At 59.0% G+C, this 26782-nt stretch carries 22 protein-coding genes and 3 pseudogenes; 13 read left to right on the forward strand and 12 right to left on the reverse strand.

Annotation, left to right across the window (positions count from 1 at the left end; translation table 11 throughout):
* The 7 genes from JFU47_RS02425 to JFU47_RS02455 form a co-directional block, all read left to right on the forward strand.
* The coding region (locus JFU47_RS02425) for an EAL domain-containing protein (protein ID WP_201180116.1) at positions 1-191 on the forward strand (191 nt) is incomplete at its 5' end.
* A 162-nt stretch (positions 192-353) separates the two neighbouring features.
* Positions 354-3353: a xanthine dehydrogenase family protein molybdopterin-binding subunit gene (locus tag JFU47_RS02430; RefSeq protein WP_201180488.1), complete on the forward strand. Its 3000-nt coding sequence runs from the start codon at positions 354-356 to the stop codon at positions 3351-3353.
* A complete protein-coding gene (locus tag JFU47_RS02435; protein WP_201180490.1) occupies positions 3350-4156 on the forward strand; it encodes an FAD binding domain-containing protein in 807 nt (268 codons plus the stop codon). The genes JFU47_RS02430 and JFU47_RS02435 overlap by 4 nt, the downstream gene beginning before the upstream one ends.
* Positions 4157-4158: 2 nt before the next feature.
* Positions 4159-4659, forward strand: a complete 501-nt coding sequence (locus tag JFU47_RS02440; protein ID WP_201180556.1) for a (2Fe-2S)-binding protein — start codon at positions 4159-4161, stop codon at positions 4657-4659.
* Positions 4660-4664: 5 nt separating this feature from the next.
* Entirely contained in the window at positions 4665-6203 is a 1539-nt protein-coding gene (locus JFU47_RS02445; protein WP_201180119.1) for an AMP-binding protein, read from the forward strand.
* Positions 6204-6222: 19 nt separating this feature from the next.
* Positions 6223-7026: an enoyl-CoA hydratase/isomerase family protein gene (locus JFU47_RS02450; protein ID WP_201180120.1), complete on the forward strand. Its 804-nt coding sequence runs from the start codon at positions 6223-6225 to the stop codon at positions 7024-7026.
* 185 nt (positions 7027-7211) lie between these two features.
* Complete coding sequence (locus JFU47_RS02455; protein WP_201180497.1) at positions 7212-8564, forward strand: MFS transporter; 1353 nt, start codon at positions 7212-7214, stop codon at positions 8562-8564.
* Here the strand turns inward: JFU47_RS02455 and JFU47_RS02460 are convergent.
* A complete protein-coding gene (locus JFU47_RS02460; RefSeq protein ID WP_201180499.1) occupies positions 8557-9342 on the reverse strand; it encodes an alpha/beta fold hydrolase in 786 nt (261 codons plus the stop codon). The genes JFU47_RS02455 and JFU47_RS02460 overlap by 8 nt on opposite strands.
* Positions 9343-9432: 90 nt before the next feature.
* Between JFU47_RS02460 and JFU47_RS02465 the strand changes: the two genes are divergently transcribed.
* Complete coding sequence (locus tag JFU47_RS02465) at positions 9433-10404, forward strand: XdhC family protein (RefSeq protein ID WP_201180501.1); 972 nt, start codon at positions 9433-9435, stop codon at positions 10402-10404.
* A gap of 189 nt (positions 10405-10593) precedes the next feature.
* A pseudogene (locus JFU47_RS02470) lies at positions 10594-11447 on the forward strand (AraC family transcriptional regulator).
* Between the two features lie 103 nt (positions 11448-11550).
* Here the strand turns inward: JFU47_RS02470 and JFU47_RS02475 are convergent.
* The 8 genes from JFU47_RS02475 to JFU47_RS02510 all read right to left on the reverse strand — a co-directional run bounded on the left by JFU47_RS02475 (position 11551) and on the right by JFU47_RS02510 (position 19886).
* Positions 11551-11841, reverse strand: a complete 291-nt coding sequence (locus JFU47_RS02475; RefSeq protein WP_201180125.1) for a DUF6388 family protein — start codon at positions 11839-11841, stop codon at positions 11551-11553.
* A 70-nt stretch (positions 11842-11911) separates the two neighbouring features.
* Entirely contained in the window at positions 11912-12811 is a 900-nt protein-coding gene (locus tag JFU47_RS02480) for an SPOR domain-containing protein (protein ID WP_242485044.1), read from the reverse strand.
* 250 nt (positions 12812-13061) lie between these two features.
* Complete coding sequence (locus JFU47_RS02485) at positions 13062-14495, reverse strand: alginate export family protein (RefSeq protein ID WP_201181513.1); 1434 nt, start codon at positions 14493-14495, stop codon at positions 13062-13064.
* 230 nt (positions 14496-14725) lie between these two features.
* Complete coding sequence (locus tag JFU47_RS02490) at positions 14726-16069, reverse strand: MFS transporter (RefSeq protein ID WP_201180558.1); 1344 nt, start codon at positions 16067-16069, stop codon at positions 14726-14728.
* A 70-nt stretch (positions 16070-16139) separates the two neighbouring features.
* Positions 16140-17150, reverse strand: coding sequence for a 2Fe-2S iron-sulfur cluster-binding protein (locus JFU47_RS02495; protein ID WP_201180560.1), 1011 nt, complete (start codon positions 17148-17150; stop codon positions 16140-16142).
* Positions 17147-18145: a PdxA family dehydrogenase gene (locus JFU47_RS02500; RefSeq protein WP_201180563.1), complete on the reverse strand. Its 999-nt coding sequence runs from the start codon at positions 18143-18145 to the stop codon at positions 17147-17149. Before JFU47_RS02500 ends, JFU47_RS02495 begins: the two co-directional genes overlap by 4 nt.
* Positions 18142-18612, reverse strand: a complete 471-nt coding sequence (locus JFU47_RS02505) for an aromatic-ring-hydroxylating dioxygenase subunit beta (protein WP_103444837.1) — start codon at positions 18610-18612, stop codon at positions 18142-18144. Before JFU47_RS02505 ends, JFU47_RS02500 begins: the two co-directional genes overlap by 4 nt.
* A 14-nt stretch (positions 18613-18626) precedes the next feature.
* Positions 18627-19886: an aromatic ring-hydroxylating dioxygenase subunit alpha gene (locus tag JFU47_RS02510; protein ID WP_201112877.1), complete on the reverse strand. Its 1260-nt coding sequence runs from the start codon at positions 19884-19886 to the stop codon at positions 18627-18629.
* A gap of 136 nt (positions 19887-20022) precedes the next feature.
* On the opposite strand from JFU47_RS02510, the gene JFU47_RS02515 reads away from it, so the two are divergent.
* The gene (locus tag JFU47_RS02515; protein WP_201180565.1) at positions 20023-20811 is read left to right on the forward strand and encodes an IclR family transcriptional regulator domain-containing protein; all 789 of its coding nucleotides are present in this window, start codon (positions 20023-20025) and stop codon (positions 20809-20811) included.
* 346 nt (positions 20812-21157) lie between these two features.
* Here JFU47_RS02515 and JFU47_RS02520 read toward each other — a convergent pair.
* A pseudogene (locus tag JFU47_RS02520) lies at positions 21158-22593 on the reverse strand (IS1182 family transposase).
* Positions 22594-22872: 279 nt separating this feature from the next.
* Here JFU47_RS02520 and JFU47_RS02525 point away from each other — a divergent pair.
* Together JFU47_RS02525 and JFU47_RS02530 are read left to right on the forward strand one after the other, a co-directional pair.
* On the forward strand, positions 22873-23499 hold the full coding sequence (locus JFU47_RS02525) for a dihydrofolate reductase family protein (RefSeq protein ID WP_201180567.1): 627 nt from the start codon (positions 22873-22875) through the stop codon (positions 23497-23499).
* A 65-nt stretch (positions 23500-23564) separates the two neighbouring features.
* Positions 23565-23833: pseudogene (locus JFU47_RS02530) on the forward strand (VOC family protein); the annotation flags it as partial.
* 98 nt (positions 23834-23931) lie between these two features.
* Here JFU47_RS02530 and JFU47_RS02535 read toward each other — a convergent pair.
* Entirely contained in the window at positions 23932-24903 is a 972-nt protein-coding gene (locus tag JFU47_RS02535; protein ID WP_201180569.1) for an AraC family transcriptional regulator, read from the reverse strand.
* 99 nt (positions 24904-25002) lie between these two features.
* Between JFU47_RS02535 and JFU47_RS02540 the strand changes: the two genes are divergently transcribed.
* The gene (locus JFU47_RS02540; protein ID WP_201181514.1) at positions 25003-26253 is read left to right on the forward strand and encodes an MFS transporter; all 1251 of its coding nucleotides are present in this window, start codon (positions 25003-25005) and stop codon (positions 26251-26253) included.
* Positions 26254-26546: 293 nt separating this feature from the next.
* On the opposite strand, the gene JFU47_RS32970 is transcribed toward JFU47_RS02540, so the two are convergent.
* A complete protein-coding gene (locus tag JFU47_RS32970) occupies positions 26547-26756 on the reverse strand; it encodes a bacteriocin family protein (protein WP_242485045.1) in 210 nt (69 codons plus the stop codon).
* Between the last annotated feature and the right edge of the window lie 26 nt (positions 26757-26782).

Consider the following 26782-nt stretch of genomic DNA (forward strand, 5'->3'; position numbering starts at 1 on the left):
GATCACCAGGCATTATTTCCATGGCCCATCACCTCAGCCTGACGGTGGTCGCCGAAGGCGTGGAAACGGCGTCTCAGGTGGATTTCCTGAAGGGCAGTCGCTGCGATATTTTTCAGGGGTATTACTTTGCCAAACCGATGCCCTATGCAGAAATCGAAGCGTTCCTGAGCCAACCCGCATCCCATCCCTGACCGGCAGTTCTGCCGGGTCCCAGGCCTGAAAATCAGACGCAAAGGCAAATTTTCAGACTCCCGCGCAGAACTCCCTCTCCCCAGGCAAGGCGCTCCCTGCGCCTTTCTCACACACTCGGCTCTAACGCTATCGCGCTGCAATACAACAAGAGCCGCGAAAAAATGACTAGTTTAGAACCTGCTACCGAAAGCCAGACCGGCCACATTGGCGCCCGTCAGACCCGTGTCGAGGACGCCGCATTGTTGCGTGGCCTGGGCTGCTATGCCGATGACGCTGCGATCCCTCCGGGCACGCTACATGCGGCGATCATCCGTTCACCCCACGCTCATGCGCGGATTACCTCGGTGGACTTTTCCAGAGCGCTGCTGATGAAAGGCGTGCACGGCGTGCTGGTCGGCGAAGACGTCAAACGCTGGGCGCTGCCGTTTCCGGTGGGTGTGCGTCAGCCGATGGAGCACTGGTGCGTCGCCGTCGACAAGGTGCGTTATGTCGGAGAGCCGGTGGCCGTGGTGATCGCTGAGAGCCGCTACCTGGCCGAGGACGCCATCGAAGGTGTGCGCGTTGAATACGAGCCGCTGCCCCCGATCATCGATCCTGAACTGGCCACCGCCGAACAGGCGCCGATCCTGCACGAAGCTGTCGGCAGCAACGTGGTCAACGAACGGCGCTTTCGTTATGGCGAACCGGAGCAGGCCTTTGAACAGGCGCCGCACAAGGTCTCGCTCAAAGTGAAGTTTCCGCGCAGTTCCTGCACACCCATTGAATGCTATGTGGTGCTGGCTCAGTACGAGCGCGCCACCGGCATTTATGACGTGCTGGCCAATTTCCAGGGCCCCTATGCGTTGCACACGGTCATGGCCCGGGCGCTGAATGTGCCCGGCAACCGCTTGCGTTTGCGCACACCGAAAGATTCCGGCGGCAGCTTTGGCATCAAGCAAGGGGTTTTCCCTTACGTGGTGATGATGGGCCTGGCGTCACGCAAGGTCGGCGCACCGGTGAAGTGGGTCGAGGACCGTCTGGAACATCTTCAGGGGGCTTCTTCGGCGACCAATCGGGTGACCGAAATTGAAGCGGCGGTAGAAGCAGATGGCCGCATTACCGCTTTGCGTTATGACCAGATCGACGATTGTGGTGCCTACCTGAGAGCACCCGAACCGGCGACGTTCTACCGCATGCACGGCAACCTGACGGGGGCCTATGCAATCCGCAATTTGCAAGTGCGCAACCGGGTGGTGCTGACCAACAAAACCCCTTCAGGCCTGAACCGTGGTTTTGGTGGCCCGCAGGTGTATTTTGCCCTGGAGCGGCTGCTGCAACACATCGCCGTGCAGTTGAAGCTTGATCCGTTGGACGTGATCCGCCGCAACCTGGTGCCGGCCGATGCCTTCCCTTATCGCGCGGCCGCCGGTGCGTTGCTCGACTCCGGCAATTACCAGGCAGGCATTGCCTTGGCGGCGGCTGATGGCGGTCTCGACGAGTTGCTCAAGCGTCGTGATCAGGCGCGTGCCGAAGGCCGAATCTATGGCATCGGTTATGCCGCCGTCATCGAACCCTCGATTTCCAACATGGGTTACATCACCACCGCGATGACACCCGAAGAGCGACGCAAGGCCGGTCCGAAAAACGGCGCTGTCGCAACCGCAACCATCAACGTCGGCCCGTTGGGTGACGTCAGTGTGCACGTGTCCTCGGCACCGCAAGGGCAGGGCCATCAAACCACGGTCGCTCAGGTCGTCGCCGAAGTGCTCGGGGTTGCGCTGGAGTCCATCGTGGTCAACGTCGAACTGGATACCCAGAAGGACGCTTGGTCGATTGCCTCGGGCAACTATTCCAGCCGTTTTGCCGGTGCTGTGGCTGGTGCCGTCTACAAGGCAGCGCTGAAGATCCGTGATCGCCTCGCCGCGATTGCCGCCGAGCAATTGCAGGCCTGTCCCGAGGATATTCGTTTCGCGGGCGGCAAGATTTTTGTGGTCAATGGCGGGGCGGTGGCGCCATTCCATCGGATTGCCGGTGCGACCCACTGGTCGCCGGGCCTGCTGCCGGAAGGTGAAAGCGGCGGTCTGCGCGAAACCGCCTTCTGGAGCCCGCCGCAATTGGTGGCACCGGACGACCAGGATCAGGTCAATAGCTCGCTGTGCTACGGCTTTGTCTTCGACATCTGTGGTCTGGAAATCGACCGCATGACCGGCGAGATCCACATCGATCGCTACGTCACCTGCCATGACGCTGGCCGCCTGCTCAACCCGGCGTTGGTCGATGGCCAGATTCGTGGTGGCTTCACCCAAGGCCTCGGCGCGGCGCTGATGGAAGAATTCGCCTACGGCGAGGACGGCAGCTTCCTCTCCGGGACCTTCGCCGATTATCTGGTGCCGACCGCACCGGAAGTGATCGAACCGGTGATCCTGCACATGGAAACGCCATCGCCATTCACCCCACTGGGCGCCAAGGGTGTAGGCGAGGGCAACAACATGAGCACGCCGGTGTGCATCGCCAACGCGGTGGCCGACGCCCTCGGTCGCTCGGACATCCGTCTGCCACTGACACCCTCGAAAGTACGCACGCTGATCGGCATCGACGAGCCGCCACGGCCCGCCGGCATGGAGCCCGATGAAAGCCTGGACGCGGCAGCTGCCGGTGGACCGGCACTGCGGGCCAACGACTCGGTGGTGATCCCTGCGTCGCCGCAACAGGTCTTCGATACCTTGCTCGACCCGCAGACGCTGGCGGCGATCATTCCCGGTTGCCACGACCTCGTGCTTGAAGGCGAAAACCGTTACCGCGCAGACGTCACCGTCGGCGTCGGCATGATCCGTGCGCGCTTCGAGGCCAAGGTTGCCTTGAGTGATCTGGACCCGCCGCATTCGTTGCGTCTGTCCGGATCCGGCAGCAGTTCGATGGGCTCGGCCCAGGGCCAGGCCAAGGTGCGTTTCGTCGAACTGGAAAATGGCCATACACGCCTGGAATACCAATACCAGGTGGCGGTCAGCGGCAAAGTTGCCGCGGTCGGCGGCCGTATGTTGCAAGGGGCCTCGAAAGTGATCATCGGACAAATCTTTACTCGCCTGTCGCAACGGGTCAGTGGCCAAGCCATCTCCACCGGCTGGTGGGCGCGCCTGCGTGCTTCGCTTGGCGCGCTGTTTGGCAAGGGAGGTGCGCAATGAAACCGGCTGCTTTCGACTACGTTCGGGCTGACACCCGTCGTCAGGTACTTGAGCTGCTCGCCGAGTACGGCCAAGAGGCTCGCATCATCGCCGGAGGCCAATCGCTGATGGCGGTGCTGAACATGCGCCTGGCCCAACCCAAGTTGCTGATCGATATCAATCATGTGGCTGACCTGGCCTATATCGAACTGCGCAAGGATTGCCTGGCGGTAGGCGCCGGGGTACGGCAGGCGCAGTTGCTGGCGCGTTCGACCCTGATGGACGAGGTGCCTTTATTGGCCCTGGCGATGCCCTGGATCGGTCACTTCCAGACGCGTAATCGCGGCACAGTCTGTGGTTCGGTGGCTCATGCCGACCCGAGCGCCGAGTTGCCGCTGTGCCTGGTGACGCTGGGCGGCGAGATCGTTCTCGAGTCGAAAAAAGGCAAGCGCATCGTCGAGGCTGCCGACTTCTTCCAGGGCATTCTCACCACCGACAAGCGCGCGGATGAACTGGTCGTCGAGGTGCGTTTTCCGCTCAAGCGCGAAGGCATCACCTATCGCTTTCGCGAAATCGCCATGCGCCATGGCGACTTTGCAATTGTTTCCCTGGCCGCGGCCATCGGCCTGGACCAGGTCGAACTCGGCATCGGCGGGGTCGCCGACCGTCCGCAACGTCGCAGCCTTCCACGTGGTGCGGCGCTGCCAGATGCGCTCAATCAAACCGCCTGGTCGCTCGATGCACAAGACGACGTGCAGGCCAGCGCTGCCTATCGCCGCCAACTGATTCGCGAGCTGGGTCATCAGCTGATCGAAGGAGTCTGAACATGCGTGTAACTGCCGACCAAACCTTTCCGATTCGCCTGGAGCTCAATGGCCGCACCCGCGAAGCGCTGGCCGAACCGCGGACCCAACTCTGCGATTTCCTGCGCCACGACCTCGGTGCCACCGGTGTCCATGTCGGATGCGAACACGGAGTCTGCGGTGCCTGCACGGTGCTGGTGGACGGGGTCGCCATGCGTTCCTGCCTGATGCTCGCGGTACAGGGGCACGAGCGGCGTATCGAGACCGTCGAGTCCCTGGCCGACGACGACACACTGAGCGACCTGCAACAAGCCTTTCGCCGTCATCACGCCTTGCAGTGCGGCTTTTGCACTGGGGGCATTCTCATGTCCTGCGTGGATTTCCTCGAACGGGTACCCAACCCGGACGAGACCCAGGTACGCGACATGCTTTCGGGGCATTTATGTCGCTGCACGGGCTACACCGGCATCGTCCAGTCCGTGCTCGAAGTAGCTGCCCAGCGCCAAACGAACAAAGGGGAATAACAATAATGTTCGATCTCGGACGCAGCTTCCTAGCTGCCGTTGAACGCCGACCACACGCCGTGGGGGTCAGTGACGGTGCGTTGAAGAAAACCTATGAAGACTGGTTCGTCGATATCCAGAACGCAGCTCGGGGCTTGCAACGCCTCGGGCTGCAGCGGGGTGACCGACTGCTGGTAGCGATGCAGAACCGCTGGCAGATGGCGACTCTGCATTGGGCCTGTCAGTTTGCGGGCATCGTCATGACCCCGTTGAACTGGCGCTCGACTGCCGATGAACTGGGCTACTGCATCGAAGATGCACAAATCCGTGCACTGGCTTACGACGACTCGACGGTGGCCGCGGTGGCCGGTTGCAGCGCCGCCACAAGGCTGCCACGGATTGCCGCCGGTCTGCGTGCCGCCGACACCGACCTGAGTTTCGAGGAACTGTGTTCGCAGACCCCGTCCGGAATCATTTTGCAGGCCGACGCCGAAGACTTTTCACTGCTGCTGTACACCTCCGGCACCACCAGCAAGCCCAAGGGCGTGCCCCGTCGGCACCGTTCCGAACGCGCCGCGGCGGTTGCCCACGTAGCGCAAAACCTCTACCGCCAGAGTGAATGCACGCTGGGTGTCATGCCGCTTTACCACACCATGGGCGTGCGCTCGTTGCTGTCCATGGCGCTGATCGACGGGCATTTTGTCTGTGTGCCGAAGTTCGACGTGGAAGCCACGCTGCAGGCCATCGAACGGGAAAAGGTCACCAACCTATACCTGGTGCCGACGCTCTACCACATGCTCATCGAACACCCGGCCTTTGCCCGCGAGCGAGTCGCCAGTGTGGAGAAAATCGGCTTTGCCGGTGCACCGATGAGCGACGGCTTGATGCGTCGCGTCGAGCAAGCGTTCCAGCCGCAATTGTTCGTCAATCATTACGGCAGCTCGGAGATTTACACCTTCACCATCGACCAGCAAGCCAGCCGCAAACCCGGTTCGTCAGGGCGCAGCGCAATGAACCAGCGAGTGCGGGTGGTGCCGATCGATGCTGAAACGGTGGACGTGCAGGTCAACCCATTGGAGGAGGGCCAGATCATCGCCGACCTGGCGAGTGACGAGGCGTTCGAAGGCTACCTGAACCGCCCCGAAGCGACCGCCAAGGCGTTGCGTGACGGATGGTATTTCACCGGTGACATCGGCTACTTCGATCTGGAGGGCGATCTGTTCGTCACGGGACGCGTCGATGACTTGATCATCACCGGTGGCGAAAACGTCAGCCCGGCGGAAATCGAAAACATGCTCTCTCTGCACCCGGCAGTGGAAGAAGTGGTGGTGGTCGGTCTGCCGGACGAGCAGTGGGGCAAGATCATTGCTGCGTTTATCAAGCTGCGCGCCGAGGTCTCGGAATGCGACCTCGATGCCCATTGCATCGCTTCGGGCCTGGCCAAATTCAAGCGGCCACGGCGTTACCAGTTCATCGATCAGATTCCCAAATCTCCAGTTGGCAAGGTCCTGCGGCGCGTGCTGCTGGCCCAATTTCAGGAACAGGCCTTGAAGGCCATCAGCTAATCATTCAGAGGACACTCCCATGCAACAACAAGCGATCCAGCAATTTCTCGACACTCAGTTCGATGGCTTCCAGGTTGAAGTCGATGTGTCCCGCGAGCGCGCTGACATCATCCTCAACCGGGCGCCGTTGAACGTCATTTCCATGGGGCAGCGCGATCAACTGCGCCTGGTCTTCGAAGCCCTCGACGCACACAAAGACGTTCGCGTCATCGTGCTGCGCTCGGTAGGTGAACACTTCTCCAGCGGCGGCGACATCAAGGGCTTCCTCGAAGCGTCGCCGGAGCACGTTTCGAAGCTGGCCTGGAACGTCGCGGCACCGGCACGTTGCGAAAAACCGGTGATCGTTGCCAACCGTGGTTACACCTTCGGCGTCGGTTTCGAACTGTCCCTGGCCTGCGATTTCCGCATTGCTTCGCAAACCACTCGCTACGCCTTGCCTGAGCAGAACCTGGGTCAGATCCCGGGCTCGGGTGGCTCCGCACGCCTGCAGAAAATCATCGGCATCACCCGCACCAAACACATGGTGATGCGCGCCAAACGCATCACGGGCGACCAGGCCTATGCCTGGGGTATCGCAACCGAGGTCGTGCCGGATACCGAACTGGAAAGCACCGTCGATGCGTTGGTCGATGAACTGCGCCGCTTCTCGCCGCTGGCTCAGCGCACGGCGAAAAAACTGATCAACGACAACGAAGATGCGCCGCTGACCGTCGCGATCGAAATGGAAGGTCACTGCTACAGCCGTCTGCGTAGTTCCAAGGACTTCAAGGAAGGCGTCGAAGCGTTTCACAGCAAGCGTACGGCCGTGTTCACCGGCGAGTAAATGCGTACCGGCGAGCAGGCCCGGGAGCACGTCGGCAACGGCGTGCGCCCCTACGGAGCAGGGCCTGCCGCCCCTTCAATGCAACTGAAAGGGCACATCAAGGTATCACCGCTGACCTGCTGATTACCCGCAACCCGCGCACCGGGATGCAGAACGTTTCGATTCACCGTTTGTGTGAGGCAACCATGACCACGACAACAACAATAACTGCATCACCCACCAGCGCCGCTATCGATACACCGCAGATTCCACCGGGCAAGGCCTTGCTTGCGGCATTTGCCTCGACATTCGGCTGGGCGCTGGATTTGTTTGACCTGTTCATTCTGCTCTATGTGGCGCCGATCATCGGCCGCCTGTTCTTCCCCTCGGACACCCCGACATTGTCGCTGGCTGCGGTATATGCCTCGTTCGCCGTGGCCTTGCTGGTGCGTCCGCTGGGCTCGGCGATCTTCGGCGCGTATGCCGACAAACACGGCCGCAAGCGTGCGTTGATGGTGTCGATGGTCGGCGTCGGTATTTCCACTGCACTGTTTGGCGCGTTGCCGACCATTCACCAGGTCGGGGTATTGGCCCCGATACTGTTTTTGGTATTGCGGGTGATTCAGGGCGTTTTCGTTGGCGGCATCGTCGCCTCCACTCACACCATTGGCACCGAATCCATCTCGCCGCGCTATCGCGGATTGATGTCCGGGTTGATCGGTGGCGCCGGCGCCGGCATGGGCGCGCTGTTGGCGTCAGTCACTTATCTGGTGTTGTCGGAGATTTTTACCGGGGAAGAATTTGACGTCTGGGGCTGGCGCTTCATGTTCTTCTGCGGCCTGCTCAGCACGTTTTTCGGTCTGGTGATGTTTCGTTACCTGGAAGAAACCCCGGTCTGGCAGCAACTGCAACAAGCCCGCAAAACCAAGGGGCCGGCAATAGTGGTCGTGTCGCCACTCAAGCGTCTGTTTGGTCGCGAGTATCGCGGCGTGATGCTGGTCAATCTGCTGATTACGTTTGGAGGCGGTGCCACGTATTACCTGGCCTGCGGTTATTTGCCGACATTGCTCAACGTGGTCGCCAAAGTGCCCCATACGCAGACTTCGCAGATGCTCATGTACGGGTCGGCGGCAACCATTGTCGGAGCACTGGCTTTCGGTTACCTGAGTGACCTGATCGGTCGCAAGAAGACCTTCATGCTGCTGGGTGTGATCAACCTGGTGAGCCTGCCCATGATGTTCCTTGGCGTCGCCGAACCGGGTTCGCTGATTCGCACCGCGCTGTACTGCGTGGGCATCGGCTTTATGGGCGGGGCGATCATCGCGCCGATTCTGATCTTCCTCAACGAACGCTTTACCACCGAGCTGCGAGCCAGCGGCACCGGGTTGTCCTGGAACATCGGTTTCGCCCTCGGCGGAACCATGCCGACCTTTGTGTCCCTGGTCAGCAGCAGCCCGGCGCAGATCCCCATGGTGCTGGCGATTTTCGCTGCCGGGCTGTCGGTGATCTACCTGATTGGCAGCGTGGTGATTCCAGAAACCCAAGGCAATTTCAAATAAAGGCGGGCAGGCGCTCCAGGAATTCGCAGATCAGCTGCAAGGTCCGCCCGGTCGCTTCCGTTTGGGGAAAGTGCCGACAGTTATCCAGCAACACACAGCGGCACGGCCCAGGCACCTGCCGCTTGATGACCACCAGTTGCTCGGGCGTGGCGTAGTGGTCTTCGCGACCCTGAATGACCAGCAGCGGCTTTTCGATATAAGCCAACTGCGCTTCGAGATCGTCCAGGGAAAAGTCCGGGTGCAACCAGCTGTCGCTCCAGCCGTGAAAAGCGCCGTCGACATTCGTCCCATGGTGGCGTGCCAGGCGTTCGCGCAATTCGCCCTGATGCCAAACCTCGGTGGTATGGCGAATGCCATCGAGGCTCTCAGTCTCGACAATCACGTGAGGCGCCAGTGCAATGCTGCCCAACACGCGTGGATCGTTGGCGGCGGCATAGGCGAGGACGATGGATGCACCGTCACTGTGACCGAGCAAGACCACTTGCGGCAGTTGCAAGGCATCGAGCAATTGCCGCAGTTCACGAGGGCCGTCGCTGCTCAGGTAGTTCAGCGGACGCGGCAGGGTTACCGGGCTCGATTGCCCGTAACCCTGACGGCTGTAAGTGACCACACCGCAACCGCTGGCCTGGGCCAGGCGCTGGGGGAAGTCTTTCCATTGGTCGGCGCTGCCGAGGCCTTCGTGCAACAGCACCAGCGTCGGTCGCGACGGGTCAGCCGGAGGCAGATGGCGATATTCCAGGCGCAGCGGCCCAAGTTGCAAAAATTGTTGTGGCGGCATGTTGAATCAACGATTGAACAAGGTTGCTCGCAGGTTACCGTAAACGTAACCCCGCATGCAGCACCACCCTTTGCTTGAGGTGTAGAAAACATGCGTCATCTCGATGTTCAGGTGATCGACCAGGCACTGCAATGGGCTCGCGCCGGGCAGGCCCAGTGGCTGTGCACGGTGCTCTTCACCTATGGCTCGGCGCCGCGTGCGCCGGGTGCGATGCTGGTGACCAATGGCACGGGCGAACACGTCGGCTCGCTGTCGGGTGGCTGCGTCGAAGAGGAGTTTCTCGACAGCCTGGCGCGCGGTGAATTACGCGAACCGGCGCAGATCGTCAGTTATGGCGACAGCGTCGAGCAACGCCACCGTCTACGATTGCCCTGTGGCGGAGTGCTGATCGTGCTGGTCGAGCACCGCGCTGCCAGTCTCGAATGGATCGCGCACCTGGAGAGTCTGCAAGCGGCGTTACTCGGCCAGCGCCGTCTGCTGCGTCACGTTGACCTGAGCAGCGGTGCCTTGCGCCTGGACGCAGACACCGGACACGGCAGCGAGCGGGTGCAAGTCGTCGACGAGACGGTGCGCATCAGTGTTGGCCCGGCGTTACGACTGATTCTGGCCGGGCTGTCGCCGGTCGCGGAAGTCTGCGCCAGTTTCGCCCGCGCCATCGGCTGCGAAGTCATCGCCTGCGACCCCCGGGAAGAGATGCTGCATATCCAGCTCGAAGGCGTGGAGATGCAACGCGTGCTGCCCTCGATGTTCATCGCCGCCGGTGGTTGCCATGCGGCGACCGCGGTGGTGGCGCTGACTCACGATCCACGAATCGATGATCTGGCGCTGATGGAAGCGGTGCACACTCCGGCGTTTTACATCGGCGCCATGGGGTCTCAGGCAACCTCGGCTAAACGCGCCGAGCGGCTCAAACGCATCGGTGGTCTGACGGATGAACAGATTGCCCGTTTGCACATGCCCATCGGCCTCGATCTGGGCAGCAAGGCCCCGGCGGAAATCGCTCTGGCGGTGGTGGCCGATATCCTGCGCGTTTATCACGGGAAAGAACGCCATGCCTTGTAAGGCGGTTTATCCGATGAGCGTGGGGGCTGCGAAAGTCGAGGTAGACCCTCAATCCTTCGCGCGCGATAGTAGCCAGCCACGTGTTGCTGAACCATTGAGTGACCGCCGGGGTCCAGAAACACATAGACGCCGCGATAATCCTGCATTGTGGCCGAAAACAATATTACTTCTAGCGAGCGGAGGAATCTGATGTCGATTGCCCAACGGGTTTTCCACGGCAGGTTTGGCCGGGTCGCCTTGCTGAATATGGATCGTTCGCTGGTCACCCACACCCATTCCGAATGCCATGTGCTGGTCAAAGTGTCTGGCGAAGACACTTACTTCAACGTCAACGGTCGGCGGGTTCCGCTCAGCGATCGCACGGCGGTGCTGGTCAACGCCTGGGAGCCGCATTTCTACGATCCGCAGCCGGGTGCCGGTGCCACCGTAATCCTGGCGCTCTACATCGAGCCCGCCTGGCTGGCCACTGCCCAGCAGTCGCTGGCGCTCAGCAGTCGGCCGGACTTTTTGCCCAGTCGTGCATCGAACTGTCGAGCCGTAATCGCACCTTGGCCGACATCCTGGTCGCCGAAGCGCATGGCTGCGGGATCGTGCCGAAAGAGCGCATGGAATTCATGCTGTTCGACTTCCTGATCGAACTGATCGAGGACTTTTCCAGCTGGCGGCATTTGTCGCTACTGGGTGCGCCGAGCTCCGGTGAGTTTCGGGATGCGCGCGTGCGCCGTGGCACCGCCTGGTTGCTTGAGCACCTCGATGATCCGAACCCGATCGACAATGCCGCGCGGGCTTGTGGTCTGTCTCGGGCGCACTTCTTTGCGCTGTTCAAGAAAGATACCGGCATGACGCCGACCCTGTTGCTTAACGACGCGCGCATGCGCCGGGCTTTTGCCTGGCTGGAGCGAGAGCGCAGTGGGACGTTGGGCCTGTTGTCGGAGAACCTCGGGTTCTCCGAGCAAGGTCATTTCACACGGTTTTTCCGTCAACATATCGGAGCTTCTCCCAGCCAATATCGGCGTGTAGTGGATTGTTATGCGACGGTTTGAGCCGAGAGGAGGGCGGGGGGATTGGGCAACCCTCCCGCCTATGAAGTTAGTCTTTCATCTTGAAACTGGCGGCTTGTATAGGCTGCGAAAGTTGTAGGGTCTACTAATCGTCCAGAAAGTCATAAATCTCTTTCATGCGTTCTTCACGCATCAACTCAAGCTCTTCCTTAGTGTCGGCCACCCACTGCAGAATGAAGTCCCAGCAATCGCAGTCGTGAGCGTCTGCTTCTGCTTCAAATGCTTCTTGCAGAAATTTCAGGCGATATTCTTCCGGCGACAGCCCGCAGTTTTCGGCAAGGCTGTAGTTCAGCTCGCTGAGCTTAAGTTGGATCCATAAGTTGGCGGCCAGGAACTTTTTCAGGGCGAGTTCGGCTCTAAGTTCTTTTGCAATCATGAATGCTCTCTTGTGTCATAAAATAAGTAGCCGTTTGTTTGAGGTCGGTGCAGCGCTAAATCGGGCTATGTCAATTTCCCGCCATCATCCATCCTCTAACGCCATGACTTTCACTCAACTCTTTCACGACTCGAGCCGCGTCCTGCTTCTGTTTATAGGGGCCGATGACGACAAAGTTGTTTTCTTTACGCGCTACCGGCAACTCCAGCTGCTTAATGGCTTTTGTGGCGCGATGACGGTTGGGTGTGTTCAACGCTATTTCGATCACCCACAAGCCGGATGAAGGCGTGGCTGAAGCGGGTTTTGCAGTGTGGGAAATGAAGCCGCCGCACGTCAAACACGGGCGTTCCAGCGTGATTAGCGAGCCTGGCACGGTGCGAAAGACGTGCCATTGCGGATCAATGGTTTTTTTGCGGGCGAATACGGCCAAGAGCAGGCCGGTAACAGTGATCAGACCGCTGAGAATAATCGTCCATTTGTGTGCCTGTGCGGGCAATGAAGGCAGCGTAAGTGCTGGAGTTTCGTCTGGCTTTTCGAGCAAAAACTGTACGGCGTCAGCCTCCGTTGAATCGGGTATGTGGGATCCGTTTTTCGCAAGGGGCGTGAGCCCGTCGGAATGTGTTGTACTGAGCTCTGTCACAACTTTATTAGCGGTGTCATCGATGAGTTGTTCGAACTTTGTCACTTTTTGCTGGATGTATGAATTGTCGACGTTATTTTGACAAATGGGTCCTGTGGACATGTAGGTCCATAGTAGTGCTGATAGTTGCCCCAAAATGCCAGTTACCAGGAAGCCCAAGCCAAGCTTTCGCACAGCGGCCATCTCCATATCATTTGAATAGTTATTTGTCCCATTTTTTCTGATAAGCAGGGTTCTATTGTTGATCCTGGGATGGTCTAGATTCTTGAGCGCGTCAGTGTGCCCAAGCGCCAAAACTAGTTGGCTGCTTTTTGTTGTTTGAAAGAACATCGGGCATGCACTTTATAGACTGTTGGTTGACGAAAAAGGCTCAGGTGATCGAAAAAAAACCGTATCAGATGGGTTTTAGAGTGATGCATTAAAACACTTGTATTCAAGATGAATATCGAGGCCAAAGCACCTTACTGTCGGAAAGCCTCGACGATTCACCTATATCAATCTGGTGCGCGCAGTCAATGTCTTTATCGACGTCAAATTTAATGAATTGCCGAGCAGTGTTCCTGCCGAATGTTCTTGACGCCTAAAAGCGAAACGTCGAGCGCAGCACCAGTATTTGCGAGTTGTTGCCGCCGGCGCTTTTGATCGCCGAACCGATGTCGTAGAACACATAGTCGAGATCAACGGAAACGTTAGCGGTCGGCGTCCAATTGGCGTTGGCCTGATACAGGGTGCCCAAGCGTTTTCCACTGCTGGTGGTTGTTCCGGGGGCTGTGGTCATGCCTGGCAAATAGACGCCGTCATCGTTGCTTTCTCGCCAGGCAGCGAATATGCCCGGTTCGAAACGGAACCTGTTGAAGGGAGAGAACCTGAGTGTCGGGCCTACCAGAATGATGTTCGACAACGTTGTCAGGCTGGCCTGACCGTAGAAGGCGTTCTTGGGAAACAACGGGTCGAAAGTACCGGCCTTGTGATCTCCATCCTTATCACCGCTCGCGGCATCGACACGCAAACCCAGACGCGCTTTCCAGGGACCCGCGAAGGTATAACCGCTGTCGCTGGACACCGCCCAGGCGTCGATGTCGGCGCTGGCCATATGGCCCACCTGCTTCATCAGATCCCAGCTCCAGTCGAATTTATTCCATGTGCCGAACAACCGCGTGCCGAAGGTGTAGCGATTGTCCTCTCCGGTAAAACCGTCGAGCTTGCGCTGCTCTGTTTTCAGGCCAAAGGTGTACAGATCGGCTTTCAACACACTGGACAGGGGCAGGGTGCCATAGAGGCCGTAGAACTTTTGCTGATGATTGCTTGTGTCGTTGAACGAGCCATTGTCTCTGCTAACCACGGGTCTGGTGGCGAACGCGTCCAGCTTGTAACCATCCTTTGCAATCCAGCTCAGGCGCACACCATCAAACGACTGCCGTATGTTAGGGATTTCGCGATAGGTCACCAGCACCTGATTACCGTAAGCCATCTCCTGCCGACCGACCCGCGTTGTCAATGTGCCGCTCTGGTAGTGAAGATTTCCGTCGATAAAGGCCTGTTGTATTTCATTACGGCTCTGATCGGAAGGGCTGGGCAGGTCCTTACCCCATGTCCGAGTATTTTGTAGTTGGATAAAGGTGCGCAGGCTGTCGTCGAGTAAGTGCAGGTCGACATGTACTTGCGCACGTTGCATTAAATAAGAGTCATCCTTTACTCCGCGCAGGCCGAACACCGGTTGGTCCGCCGCATCGGCGCGATAACGCAGTTCCGCTCCGGTCTGCAGCCAGGCAGAGTCCGACAGGCGCTGAAAACGCAATGCATCGAACGGGTCTGTGCGTTTTGCCGGGTTATCGAGAAAGCGATAATCCTCCACCCAGCGCGCAGGTCCCGGACGCAAAGGGCGGGATACCTCAAGGGGCGAGGGAGGCGTGAACTGAATCTCTTGGGCCTGAGCGGTCGAGAGGACCGTTTGGCCGATGGCCATAATGATCGGCAAGTGGAACGAGTAACGCTTCAGTGTTGTGCTGGACATCAGATGACTCCTGTTTTTATTGTTCGTAGGGCAGGTAGACACGCGCGGGGATGCCTCAACATGAAGTTGAATTCGCGTCGATGTTGTTCCGGTTTAAACGTTTCGCTGCTTTGGAAAGAAGCGCTCTGCGTTTGAGTTGAATAAAGAGTGGGTTGATTTCAAGGGACGTAAATCCTTATTCATCCCTTGGTGAGCTTTCATTGAAGTTGTCGAGTAGTACCGTCCGTGTTTTAAAGCGTGCTGCTGCCGTATCGTCGACCGAGAAACAGGACGAGTAACCCGGCGATCAACATCGGCACGGCCATGGCATAGAAAACTGCCGAGGGTGACCAGCCCATACCCAAGGCTGCGCCGACCACGATGGGGCCAGTAATCCCGCCGATCCGCCCGATGCCCAACGCCCAACCGACTCCGGTCGAACGTATCGGCGCCGGGTAGAAAACCGCCGCCAGGGCGATAAGGCTTTTTTGCCCGCCGCTGATGCAGCAGCCTGCGAGGAAGTTGGCGGTCAACAGCATCCACAGCGGGCTTTTGAACGCCAGGCCGGTCAATGCCACGCACACGAATCCGACGAGATAAAGTATGCCCAGGGTTTTGTAGGCGCCCAACCGGTCCATAGAGGGGCCGGTAATGAACGCAGCCGCGATACCGCCCACGGTGGTCAGTGTGGTAGCCATCACCACGGTGCTCATTGGGTAGTTGAGCCCCGTCATGATTGATGGCAACCAGCTTTGCAAGGCGTAGAACTCACCCAGGTTAATCGCGAACACCAGCCATAACAGTACGGTGCCCAATACCCGATCACGGGTGAACAGACTGGCGAGTGCTCCACGTTGCCCTTGCCCTTGCTCGAGGGCATCGACGATGAATGTCGGCTTCTCCTGTCGTGCAATGGTTGGGTCTATTTTTTGGAAAATTTTCAGGATTCGTTCGGCTGCCACCTTGCGATGGATCATGAACACCATGGATTCCGGCAGGAAACGAATCAGTACGGGTACCAGCATCAGCGGCGCCAGGGCTCCGATCCAGAACATCGAGCGCCAGCCGTAGTGGGGGATGAACCAGTTCGCCGCCAGGCCCGCCGCGATAAATCCGAGGGAGAAACCGCAGTAAATAGCCAGAACAAAGGTTGCACGAAAGCGTTTGGGGCTGTATTCGCCGGTCATGGCGATCGCACTTGGGGCTGCGGCGCCCAAGCCGACCCCGGTGATAAAGCGCAGGATCATCAGCTCGGTCACGTTGTCGGCCCATACCGATGCCAAGGTGCAAAGGCTGAAGACAATGGTGCTGACGATGATTGCTTTCTTATGTCCAAAGCGTTCGGACAGTGGGGTAAGCACCAGATAGCCGATCATCAAACCAGCGAGCGACGAAGAAAATATCGGTCCCAGCATCTGCCTGGGCAGATTCCATTCACTGGCTATATAAGGCGCCATGTAACTAATGGCCTGGGTATCGAACCCATCGAGGAACATGACAAGACCGCACAGAATGATGACCACGTACTGAAACGGACTCACGGGTCGTTCATCCACGAACTGCGGAAGCTGCAAGGGCTTTGATTCGGGCAACATGGTTTTTCCTCATGGCCATTTTGGCCTTGTTGTTTTTGTTGCGTGCACACGCAGGCGGAGAAAAAGCCGCCTATGCAGGCGGCTGGATCTCTCCAGAGGGTACGAAGGCATCGCAGAAGAATGCGTCAGGCGACAACTGGCCTTCGGCAGTCAGGTCATTGAGCGCCGCGGTTGTCATGACCGGATTACCGCACGCATACACTTGATAGGCACCCAGGTCGGGGTAATCCTCGAGAACTGCGCGGTGCACCCAACCAGTACGGCCGGACCAGTCTGGCTCGGGCTCGGACAGCACCGGGGTGAAGCTGAACCCCGGCAGGCGCCTGGACCATTGTGCCGGCAGGTCGCCGAGGTACAGGTCGTCGCTGTTGCGTGCCCCCCAGAACAGGTGCATGGGTCTTGAACCACCGCGTTTGATCTGGTCTTCGATGATGGACTTGAGCGGCGCCATGCCCGTACCGGTGCCCAGCAGGATGACCGGATGGTCGACCTCTTCGTCCAGTGAAAATTCGCCATAGGGCAGTTCGACGTTGAGCGTGTCGCCTTTTTCCAATCCCGCCAGCACGCCCTCGGAAAAGCGCCCTCCGGGAACATGGCGAATATGCAGTTGCACGCCATCGCTCTCATGGGGCGCATTGGCCATGGAGTAGTTACGGCTGTCACCATCCTCCATCAACACTTTCAGGTATTGACCGGCCTGGAATTTGGCGCGCACACCCGAAGGGAAACGTAGGTGCAGAACCACGACATCGGCGTTGGGGCGGGTGAGGCGATGGACCTTGGTGGTAATGACCTTGCGCACCGGCGCCGCGCGTTGAACGATGCGTTTGGGGGCGATTTCCACCGGCGAGCACGGGCGCGCCTGACACAGCAGCACCCCCGTGGCAGGCCCGCGTGCGATCCCTTGTCCTCGCACTTGCAATTCCCCGGCGATCAAGCCGCCTTCGCAGGTCGAGCACACGCCCTTGCGGCAGGAGTAGGGGATCGAAAACCCCGCCCGCTCGGCAGCATCCAGAACTGTCTCGCCGGGCTCGCAGGGAAAGGCAATGTCCGATCCAGAGACTGTTACGTCGAACGTCATGCCAAAACCTCCTGGCTGGAAAGAGCCGCACCACCTACCAGGCGCAACGCGCGGATCACCGCTTCGGGATCGGCGAGGTTTTTACCGGCGATATCGAATGCCGAGCCGTGGCCCACGCTGGAAAAGATCAGGCCGGCACCGATGGACAGCGCCGAAGCGGTACGCCCGGCCAGCAGTTTGATCGGGATGTGACCCTGGTCGTGATACATGGCAATAAAGGCGTCATAGCCATTTTGCCCGAGCATCAGATCGGCGCCGACCGGCCCATGGGCATCGATACCCGCCTGCCGCAGGCGCTCGACGGCCGGGACAGTTATCTGCTGATCGTCCTGACCGAACAGGCCGTTTTCACCCGCATGAGGATTAATGCCGAAGACGCCAATGCGCGGAGCATTGATGCCCAGCGCGTGGAGTGCAGAAACTGCTGCATGACCTGCGGCCACCACCAACTCGGGTGTCAGCCTGGCCAGTGAATCGGCCAGGCGCTCGTGCAAGGTGACGTGGACGATCCGCATCCCCGCACCGATCAGCATCAGAAACACACGGTCGGACTCGACGCCTACCAGTTTGGCCAGCAGGTTTGGGTAACCGGAAAAATCGATGCCGGCGGCATTGATCGCCGTCTCGGAATGCGGGCACGCGACAATGCCGCGTGCCCGGCCCAGGCTCAGACCCACCACTGCGGCAGACAAATAATCCACCGTGGCAGCACCTGCCGAGGCATTCACTTGCCCAGGCATGAAAGCCTCGGATGCCAGGCTATGTACGGGCAGCAGGTGGATCACTCCCGCTTCTGCCGGTGCGGTGCCGTCAGTCTCTTTGACTCGCAGGCCAGCGTCCTGCGCATAGGCTTCGACGACAAACCGATCGCCGACAATGACCGGATTCAACTCGGGTTCATTCTGCAGAGCCGCGACGGCCTTGACAGCGACTTCCGGGCCGATGCCGTTGGGGTCGCCGATGCTCAAGAGGATTCGCGATGCCGGCAGGCTCATAGCGGCAGCGCCAGCAGCGTGTCGATGCGTGAGCTGTCGCACACCACGGTTCGTTCAGCCAACATGGCTGTCTCGCCATCGACCCGGTAGCAATCGATATAGCGGCCGGAGACGAAGTTCTCGGTCGTGCCGTCGCGCATGATGCGCAGCACCAGGAATGCAGTCTCGCTGCGCACCAGGTTGCCGTTGCATTCCAGGATCACCGGCTGATTGAGCATATGGCGGTAGCTGTGCCGCTCGTAGATATTGGCGTCGCGCAAGGCGGATACCCGGTCAATCAACATTCCGCGGTTGTCGGCCCAAATCATGCCGGCGGGCAATCCTTGTCGGTAGTTATCGGCAGTGGTAACGGTATACAGGCACTTCTCTAGAAAAAACTCCGGCCATGCTTCAAGCGGGCCTTCATCGATGCAGCGGGCATATAGGGCTTGAGTCTGGCTGATCAGTGCAAAAATATTATGTGTCACGAATGATTCCCTCTTCATAGATCCATGGCTGCGCGATAGGCCTTCCAGAAGCCGCGGATAGACGCTTCCGTAATCCGGCTATCACTCGATTCGGCGTCAGTCCCGCCCATTTCCAGCACCGCGCTGTGATTGGAGGCGCCAGCGATGCCACGCTGGACAAAGCCGCCTACGCAACCATCTTCCATGGAGATATAGCCAGCGGGACCGACAAGGTTGGCCTGCTTCAGACGCGTCAGTCGTTGTTCGGGCGTGTCGTCTTCAAAGCCCAGGTAGGTCCAGTTGAGCTGAGTCGTTTCCACGCCCCGTGGCAGCACTTGGCGGACTGCGACCGAATTCTGGATCTGTTGCAGTACGAAGCAGGGGAAGATCGACAGGATTTGCAGCGTGACGTCATCACCGACTTCACTGAAGCCTTCGAGCAAAGAGGGATCCTGCAACTGATAGGCGCTGTCGGAGCGGATGCTTTGTTCTGCATAGGAGGCATCGCGCTCGGCCTGACGTTCGGCTTCCCGGTCGATGGCCGAGTAGCTGACGTGATGTCCGCCGCTCTCATCAACGATGATCGCGCCGCGTTGAGACAGGCGGTTGATCTCGAAGGTGGTGAAAAACAGATGCAGGATACTGGCGTGGTACGAGTCTTTGACGTTCTCGATGTACAACTTCCAGTTGTTGGGCAGCATCTGGGTGAAGCGGCCCAGAACCACTGGCTTGCGTCCGCCCAGAACGCGCTCAATACGGCTGAGGATTTCCTCCCCCAGGTACTCTTCGATATCGGGCACGTCATCGCTGAAGCTGCCGAACACCAGGCCGTGGACAGTCGCTACGCGCAGCTTGCGCGGGCCGTGTTGCTCCATGCAGAACGAAGGCGCCATGCCGCCATTGCCCTTGATGCCATCCTTGAAAGCGATGCCGGTCAGATCGCCTTGCAGGTTGTAACTCCAGGCGTGATACACGCAGGTGAAGTCTTTGGCTTTACCACTGTCCTCCAGGGCAAGGAGGGCGCCACGATGCGCGCAGCGATTCTCGAAGGCGTAAAGTTCGCCGTCGCTGTCGCGGGTCACGACAATCGAGGTCTCGCCAATGAAACTGGTCTTAAAGTCGCCGGGCTCGGGAATCTCAGCCTCGAGGCACAGATAATTCCAGTGAGGCCCCTGGAACAGCCGCGTCTGTTCATCCTTGTACACAGCAGCGCTCTGAAAAGCCCAGTAGGGCACACGGGTCAATCCATCAGGCCACAGCGGGTTTTCAGGTACTCGATCAGTAATGATGTTCATTTTTTCTCCCGGATCAGGTCCTCATGGCTGCAGAAAAATGTTCTTTCCGACATGCACATGGTTGACATGAGGTTTTATTTTTGTTCGAATAGCGAACATTGTTTCATTTCTCGAACAATTAGAGCGTTGGACAATTATGGTTGTCAAGAAAAATACGTCCGCTGATGGCGTAGCTGTGCGCGCGCCGGAAGGTATGTCGGGCCTGGCAAAGGGCCTGGCAATCATCGAAGTGTTCGGTTTGGAGCACTCGCAATTGACGGTATCGGACGCGGCGGCACTGACCGACACCACCCGTGCCGCTGCCCGCCGATGCTTGCTCACGCTGGTTGATCTGGGCTATCTGACCCATGATGGAAAGCACTTCAGACCTACGCCTCGGTTCTTGCGACTCGGTGCGGCGTATCTGGATGCAGCGCCGCTACCGCAACTGGCGCAGCCATATTTGGCATCGGCCCGTGAAGCGCTCGGGGAATCGATTTCCTTGGCAGTATTCGAAGATGGCTGGTCGGTATTCGTTGCCCGTGCCGAGACGGCAAAAGTCGTGACTACCGGCGTACGCCTTGGCGCACGTCTACCGGCCTATGGCTCGGCAACGGGGCAGGTCTTGTTGGCGGGGTTGAGCGACGAAGAAGTCCGCCGCTACCTGACTAATCCTCCGTCACCGACCACGGCTCACATGATCGTCGACCCGAAAGTGATCATGGACAGGATCGAGCAGGCACGGATCGAAGGGTTTGCTTTTACCGATGAAGAGCTCGAGCTGGGGATGCGTTCAATGGCGGTGCCGGTGAGAAATGCCCAAGGTAAAGTGGTCGCCGCCATGAGTGTCAGCACATTTACCGCACGTTTGACCCTTCGGGAATTACGCGATCAATGCCTGCCGGTGCTCCAGCAGAACGCTGCCTTGCTTGGCTGTATGCTTTGAGTGCGCCAGTTACCCTGTAGTCAGAGTGCGAGGAAGAGAGCATGGGGCACTCGCCGTGCGCTTGCGTGAGCGCAGGATGAGGCGAGGAAGAGTATGCACTTGGCCTCGCTTGTGATTGCCATAGACCAAAATTGGATGTTCGACTATGCAGTCCTGACAGCTGCTACATGTGGTATGACCGCTCTTGGCCCAGAGTGTGTAAAAACGCGCTGATGCACTGTCGGCGCGCAGCGCCGACGGTTGTTAGCTGAGTAATTGCTCGCAACAAGTCCTGCGGATCATCACTAGGCCCCGGGAGTCCCCAGCGCCGCTTCTACCTTGCTGGGTGGCCAAAATACAGACCTCTTCAGGCCGACAGCGCCTTCATTAAACCGCTGGTACCGAGAATTTTCATGACCCGCTTCAGGTTGTAGGCGAGGACGCTCAAGCTCATATCTGCACTTACTCCGTTCAGCTTTCGGGTCAGGAAATGCGTGGCGCCCATCCATTGTTTGAGTGTCCCGAAGGGATGCTCGACCGTACGCTTGCGGACTCGCATCATGTCCGGCGCGTTGCTCAGTCTGTTCTGCATTTCCTCCAGTATGGCTTCATGCTCCCAGCGTCGAACCCGCCGTTCCGTGCTCGGTGTGCACTGCGGTTTCATTGAGCAGCCCCTGCATTTCGAACTCCAGTAACGGTGTAGCGTCAGGCCTTTTTCAACGTTGGTATAGCGCCAGATCAGTGCGTCTCCAGCCGGGCAAATGTATTCGTTTTTTGCCGCGTCATAGATGAAGGCATCGTTATTGAAACGCCCGTCCGCTTTGGCTCCAGAGGTCATCGGCTTGGGCACGTAGGCAGTGATGCCTGCATCGTGACAAGCCAGGATTTCTTCGCTTTTGAAGTAACCTCGATCAGCCACTACCGACAACGTTTCTGACACCATCGCCTCGCGGGCCTGCTTGGCCATCGAGCTGAGTTGATCGCGGTCGGAACCGACATTGGTCACCTCATGCGCAACGATCAAATGATGCTGGGTATCGACCGCTGTCTGCACGTTGTAACAGACGATTCCAGTGCCGCGAGTCATCATGGAACGGGCGTCTGGATCGGTCAGTGAGACCTGTTTATCCGGAGATTCGTTGAGCTGGATTTCGATCGCCTGAAGCTCCTTCATTTGCATTTTCAGCTTGGCGATTTTCTCTTGCAGGCGAGTAGCCTTGGGCTGAGCGATTGAGGGTTCTTGCTGATCGGCTTCGTCGAGCGCAGTCAGATATCGATTGATACTCGATTCAATTTCCTCCATACGCCGCTTCAGCTTGGCGCTGGTGAAATTGCGGTCGCGGTTGTTGACCGCCTTGAACTTGCTGCCGTCGATGGCGACCAGATTTTCTCCGAACAGTCCCAACTGCTGACACAGGACAACGAACTGGCGGCAGACGCCTCGGATGGCCTTGCTGTTGTCTTTTCGTAAGTTGGCGATGGTCTTGAAATCGGGCATCAAACGTCCGGTCAGCCACATCAGCTCGACGTTGCGTTGGGCTTCTCTTTCAATTCAAGACGCCGGCTCGATGGAATGCGGTTCAGATAGCCGTAGATGTAGATCTTCAGCAGGATCGCGGGATGGTAAGCCGGCCGGCCAGTATCAGCCGGTATGGCGCCTTCGAAACCCAATTTGACCAGGTCGAGTTCGTCGACAAAGACGTCGACTACGCGCACCGGGTTGGTATCCGTGACGTAATCGTCGAGGCTCTCCGGAAGGAAGGTTCCTTGGCCTCGATGTTCACCTTGGATAAAGCGCTTCATGGGCGATCCCTGCGATGAAATCCTCAGAAATCATAGCAAGGGTTTGCGAAAGCGTTTTTACACACTCTGGGCCGATTCCTGCCTGTCGCGAAGGTCTGCGATCTAATGAAACGCGAAATGCCATGTCGTTTGATAAAAGTAAGGCATCAGCCAGGTATCGCACTGTCGATTTCGCAGTGCCTCGTTCGACTATCCGGCAGAGAATGAGTCTGATGGGCCGCCGTGGTCGAAGGCGTTCCCTGCACGACAACTTTCACGTGGACGAATGAGGTGAAGAGTATGCGCAAGCTCATCGTTGCCGCTTTCATTAGTCTGGATGGCGTTATGCAGGCGCCCGGCGGGCCTGAAGAAGATACCAGCGATAAATTCCGCCTCGGTGGCTGGATCGTGCCTTACGCGGACGAAGCCTCCGGCCAGGCCATACAGGATCTGTTCTCGCAGCCGTTCGAGTTGCTGCTGGGGCGTCGCACCTATGACATATTCGCGGCGTATTGGCCGCGCATGCGGGCCAACTCACGCAACTACGACATCGCCGACCTGTTCAACAGTGTGCCTAAGCATGTCGCCACACATCGACCTGATACGCTTGATTGGCAGAACAGTCATGCGCTGGAGGGAACGCTTGCCGACGCGATACGCGGGCTCAAGCTCCAGGACGGTGCCCACCTACTGACGCAGGGCAGTGGCGACTTGGTGCGCCAACTGCTTGCAGCCGGGTTGGTAGACGAGCTTCGGCTTATGATTTTTCCCCTCTTACTTGGGCGCGGCAAGCGCCTGTTCGGCGAGAACGCCCAAGCGTCGGCCTTCACGTTGGCGCACTCGACCAGCACGCCTGGTGGTGTGCTGATCACCCGCTACGTGCGCAGCGGCGAGGTACGCACAGGAGCGTTCGAAGACGCTGGGTAGGAAAAACCAGATTGGTGAACTGCGGTCTAGAGCTGAGTGTCAGTCCCCATTTTGGAGCACTAAAAATGGCCAGTAAAAACATCATTTGTCTCTGTTTTGACGGCGGCGCGCTGGACGCCGCAACGTTCTACGCCGAGACGTTCCCGGACAGGCGGTGGACGCTGTCCATTACGCGCCAGGCGACTACCCGGCGGGCAAGCAGGGTGATGTCCTGACGGTCGAGTTCACGGTGATGGGCATCCCTTGTCTCGGGCTGAGCGCGGGGTCAGGGTTCAAGCACAGCGAGGCTTTCTCCTTTCAGGTTGCGACCGACGACCAGGCCGATGCGCCACGCGGCGCTTGGGCGTTAGCCGACGCTACTTCGGGCTGCGTGCCTGGACAGATCGGATGCTGGCCGTTTTGAACCAGGTGCAGGACTCAATGGTTGTCACTTCAAGACACAATAGAACGAGCCATTTGCCGGCTGGCGCCGGGTGGCTGGCCGGTGATGCGCTTGAAGGCGCGGCTGAACGCCGCCTGCGAGGTGTAGCCCAGGCGTAGCGCCACGGCCTCAATAGGCAGTCGCTCGAGGCTCAGCCATTGACTGGCGAGGCGCATCCGCAGCTCCGTGGCATAGCGCAGCGGGGGGATGCCGATAGTGGCCTGGAAGCGTTCCGCGAAGACCGAACGGGAGGTATGACATTGCGCCGCCAGTTCCGCCACGGTCCAGTCACGCGCCGGCTCTCGGTGCAAGGCCAGGAGTGCGTGGGCCAGCCTGGGGTCGCGTAATGCGGCTACCAGGCCAGAGGCGTTGCCGCAGGCGCATTCAACCCAGCCGCGCACGATCATGGCCGCCACTACGTCGGCGAGGCGAGCGAGGATGCCTGCGAAGCCGACGCGTGCGGAGCGAACTTCGCGCTCCATGGAGGCGAGAATCGGCATAAGTCCAGGGTAACGCTGCCCTCTGGCATCAATCAGCATCAGATCTGGCATCAAGCCGCCGAGACCCTGCATGCTTCCAAGTTCAAATTCCATGCAGCCGCTGAAAATAATAGTGCTGGGGCTGACATCGGCACTGGGTGAGGCATCCACGGCGCAGACCGCGTCGCCGAGAGGGGCCGCGTCAAAGCTGCCGATGTCCTGGGCGGGTACGTCCAGGCTAGAGAGAAGCTGATGGGCTTCACCCTGGGCGATGAACACGGCGTTGCCGGCAGACAACTCGTACAAAGTGCCGTCTTCCGCACGCAGGACGGCGGTGCCGAAGGCGAGGAAGTGGAAATAGGCGTGCCCTGGGTTGGCTGCGAAGCCCAGCCCGAAAAAGGGGCCGGCCTGGATGCGGCGGTACTCGACGCCCCGCAGGCGCATGCCGCGCAACAGTTCGTTGATGAGGTCGGACGATAAGGCGAACTGATCTAGAGATGTCATTTCGGGGTTTCGGTCAAAAATTAAAGACTTTGCATCATAGAACATCCGGGGCTGCGTCCATAGACTTCTGGTTGAGATCATTTCCAGAGGTATTTAATGATGAATAATGCGGTGTGTGACGTTGTAGCCGATGCGCGCTTTGGCAACGAGGCTGATGCAGAACCGACGACGCCGGCCTGGATGGCGGTATTTTCGCTGGCGATGGGCGTGTTTGGATTGTTGACGGCGGAGTACCTTCCGGCCAGCTTGCTGACGCCGATGGCCTTAGAACTGGGGGTGTCGGAAGCCTTGGCAGGGCAGGCGGTGACCGTGACGGCGGTGGTGGCGCTGTTTTCCGGGTTACTGGTGCCAGGCTTGACGCGAGGGATCGACCGGCGAGTGGTATTGCTGTGCTTTTCCACGCTGATGATTGCCTCCAACCTGCTGGTGGCTTTCTCTTCCAGCCTGATGGTGCTGCTGATCATGCGGATTCTGCTCGGCATAGCACTGGGCGGCTTCTGGAGCATGGCGGCGGCAGTGGCGATGCGCCTGGTGCCGGCGGCGCTGCTGCCGCGGGCCCTGTCGATTATTTTCAGCGGTATTGCAGTGGGCACTGTGGTGGCGGTGCCACTCGGCAGTTACTTGGGCGGGCTGTACGGCTGGCGCAGTGCTTTTGTTGCGGCCGCCGCCGTCGGGGCGGTGACGCTGGTTTTCCAGCTGTTCACGCTGCCGCCTCTGGCGCCGCACAGGACGGCGCGGTTGAGAACCGTGCTTGAAGTGATGCTGCGTCCGGGTATTGCCGTGGGCATGCTGGGCTGCGTGTTGGTGCACACAGGGCACTTCGCGCTGTTCACCTACATTCGGCCGTTTCTGGAAAGCACAACCGGCGTGGGGCCCGAAGGATTGGCGCTGATGCTGCTGGGGTTCGGCGCGGCTAACTTCGTCGGCACGCTGCTGGCCGGCTGGCTACTTGAACGTAGCCCGCGCGGGACAATGATACTGATGCCAGCGCTGGTCGGCATTGCAGCATTAGCCCTGGTGTTGCTGCCCGCATCTGTGCCGTGTCAGGCGTTGTTGTTGGCACTCTGGGGCATGGCTTTCGGCGGCGTGCCAGTGGCGTGGTCGAACTGGGTAGCCCGTGCGGTGCCCGATCAAGCGGAAAGTGCAGGAGGAATGGTGGTGGCCTCGGTGCAGTCCGCGATCGCTGCGGGTGCCGCTGCGGGAGGCGCTATGTTCAGTTTCAGTGGCATCGCCGGCGTATTTGTCTCCGCGGGCATCCTGATGCTGCTCGCAGCGCTGTTGATCGGGCTGCGGGTCAAGGTAGAAGCGCCAGGGCACAGCACAGGGGGCAGACCGGTTCTGCATCTTTAAGATGTATGGTCCCTTGTTCGGGGTCAGCGAATAGTTGCTTTTGGCCGATCTCTGCCCGCCGCCACCGTCAGCTTTGGGTAGGACAGCGACGGTCTGTCGTACCATTGGAAAAGCCCAATGAGGGTACACATAGAGATAGAGAAATTTTCGAACTTAAAATTTTCCTTTATTTTCAGCGACAAAGAGGAAGGTTCGATTCCGGCTTCGGGCACCATCTAAAATCAAGGGTTTGCGGGCGAAAGCTGATGCAAACCCTTGTTTGTTTCTGGCTTGCTTTTTTTACCCCAAGGCAGTTATTGACCCCGGCCGCTAGCCCCTGGATTAGCGCCGCGTCGATCTTCGCCAGACGGGTTGCCAGTATCGACAAGCCTTCTCTCGACCAAGATATTTTGAAGGGCCTGGCGGGCTTCAGCGTCCAGCTGGTGCTCTCTCTCCTTGAGTTCAAGCAAGATTGGGCTGGACCAGGTGCGATAGGTTTGCTCGGTTTTACGAATTGATGTCATCTGTCCCCTCCTTGATGAGTGCCCGC

Origin of the sequence: Pseudomonas sp. TH39(2020) (assembly GCF_016650715.1) — a bacterium.
GTDB lineage: Bacteria > Pseudomonadota > Gammaproteobacteria > Pseudomonadales > Pseudomonadaceae > Aquipseudomonas > Aquipseudomonas mandelii_C.

Coding starts and splice junctions, on each gene's coding strand:
- JFU47_RS02430 (WP_201180488.1), top strand. CDS start 354: ATGACTAGTTTAGAACCTGCTACCGAAAGCCAGACCGGCCACATTGGC.
- JFU47_RS02435 (WP_201180490.1), top strand. CDS start 3,350: ATGAAACCGGCTGCTTTCGACTACGTTCGGGCTGACACCCGTCGTCAG.
- JFU47_RS02440 (WP_201180556.1), top strand. CDS start 4,159: ATGCGTGTAACTGCCGACCAAACCTTTCCGATTCGCCTGGAGCTCAAT.
- JFU47_RS02445 (WP_201180119.1), top strand. CDS start 4,665: ATGTTCGATCTCGGACGCAGCTTCCTAGCTGCCGTTGAACGCCGACCA.
- JFU47_RS02450 (WP_201180120.1), top strand. CDS start 6,223: ATGCAACAACAAGCGATCCAGCAATTTCTCGACACTCAGTTCGATGGC.
- JFU47_RS02455 (WP_201180497.1), top strand. CDS start 7,212: ATGACCACGACAACAACAATAACTGCATCACCCACCAGCGCCGCTATC.
- JFU47_RS02460 (WP_201180499.1), bottom strand. CDS start 9,342: ATGCCGCCACAACAATTTTTGCAACTTGGGCCGCTGCGCCTGGAATAT.
- JFU47_RS02465 (WP_201180501.1), top strand. CDS start 9,433: ATGCGTCATCTCGATGTTCAGGTGATCGACCAGGCACTGCAATGGGCT.
- JFU47_RS02475 (WP_201180125.1), bottom strand. CDS start 11,841: ATGATTGCAAAAGAACTTAGAGCCGAACTCGCCCTGAAAAAGTTCCTG.
- JFU47_RS02480 (WP_242485044.1), bottom strand. CDS start 12,811: ATGTTCTTTCAAACAACAAAAAGCAGCCAACTAGTTTTGGCGCTTGGG.
- JFU47_RS02485 (WP_201181513.1), bottom strand. CDS start 14,495: ATGTCCAGCACAACACTGAAGCGTTACTCGTTCCACTTGCCGATCATT.
- JFU47_RS02490 (WP_201180558.1), bottom strand. CDS start 16,069: ATGTTGCCCGAATCAAAGCCCTTGCAGCTTCCGCAGTTCGTGGATGAA.
- JFU47_RS02495 (WP_201180560.1), bottom strand. CDS start 17,150: ATGACGTTCGACGTAACAGTCTCTGGATCGGACATTGCCTTTCCCTGC.
- JFU47_RS02500 (WP_201180563.1), bottom strand. CDS start 18,145: ATGAGCCTGCCGGCATCGCGAATCCTCTTGAGCATCGGCGACCCCAAC.
- JFU47_RS02510 (WP_201112877.1), bottom strand. CDS start 19,886: ATGAACATCATTACTGATCGAGTACCTGAAAACCCGCTGTGGCCTGAT.
- JFU47_RS02515 (WP_201180565.1), top strand. CDS start 20,023: ATGGTTGTCAAGAAAAATACGTCCGCTGATGGCGTAGCTGTGCGCGCG.
- JFU47_RS02525 (WP_201180567.1), top strand. CDS start 22,873: ATGCGCAAGCTCATCGTTGCCGCTTTCATTAGTCTGGATGGCGTTATG.
- JFU47_RS02535 (WP_201180569.1), bottom strand. CDS start 24,903: ATGACATCTCTAGATCAGTTCGCCTTATCGTCCGACCTCATCAACGAA.
- JFU47_RS02540 (WP_201181514.1), top strand. CDS start 25,003: ATGAATAATGCGGTGTGTGACGTTGTAGCCGATGCGCGCTTTGGCAAC.
- JFU47_RS32970 (WP_242485045.1), bottom strand. CDS start 26,756: ATGACATCAATTCGTAAAACCGAGCAAACCTATCGCACCTGGTCCAGC.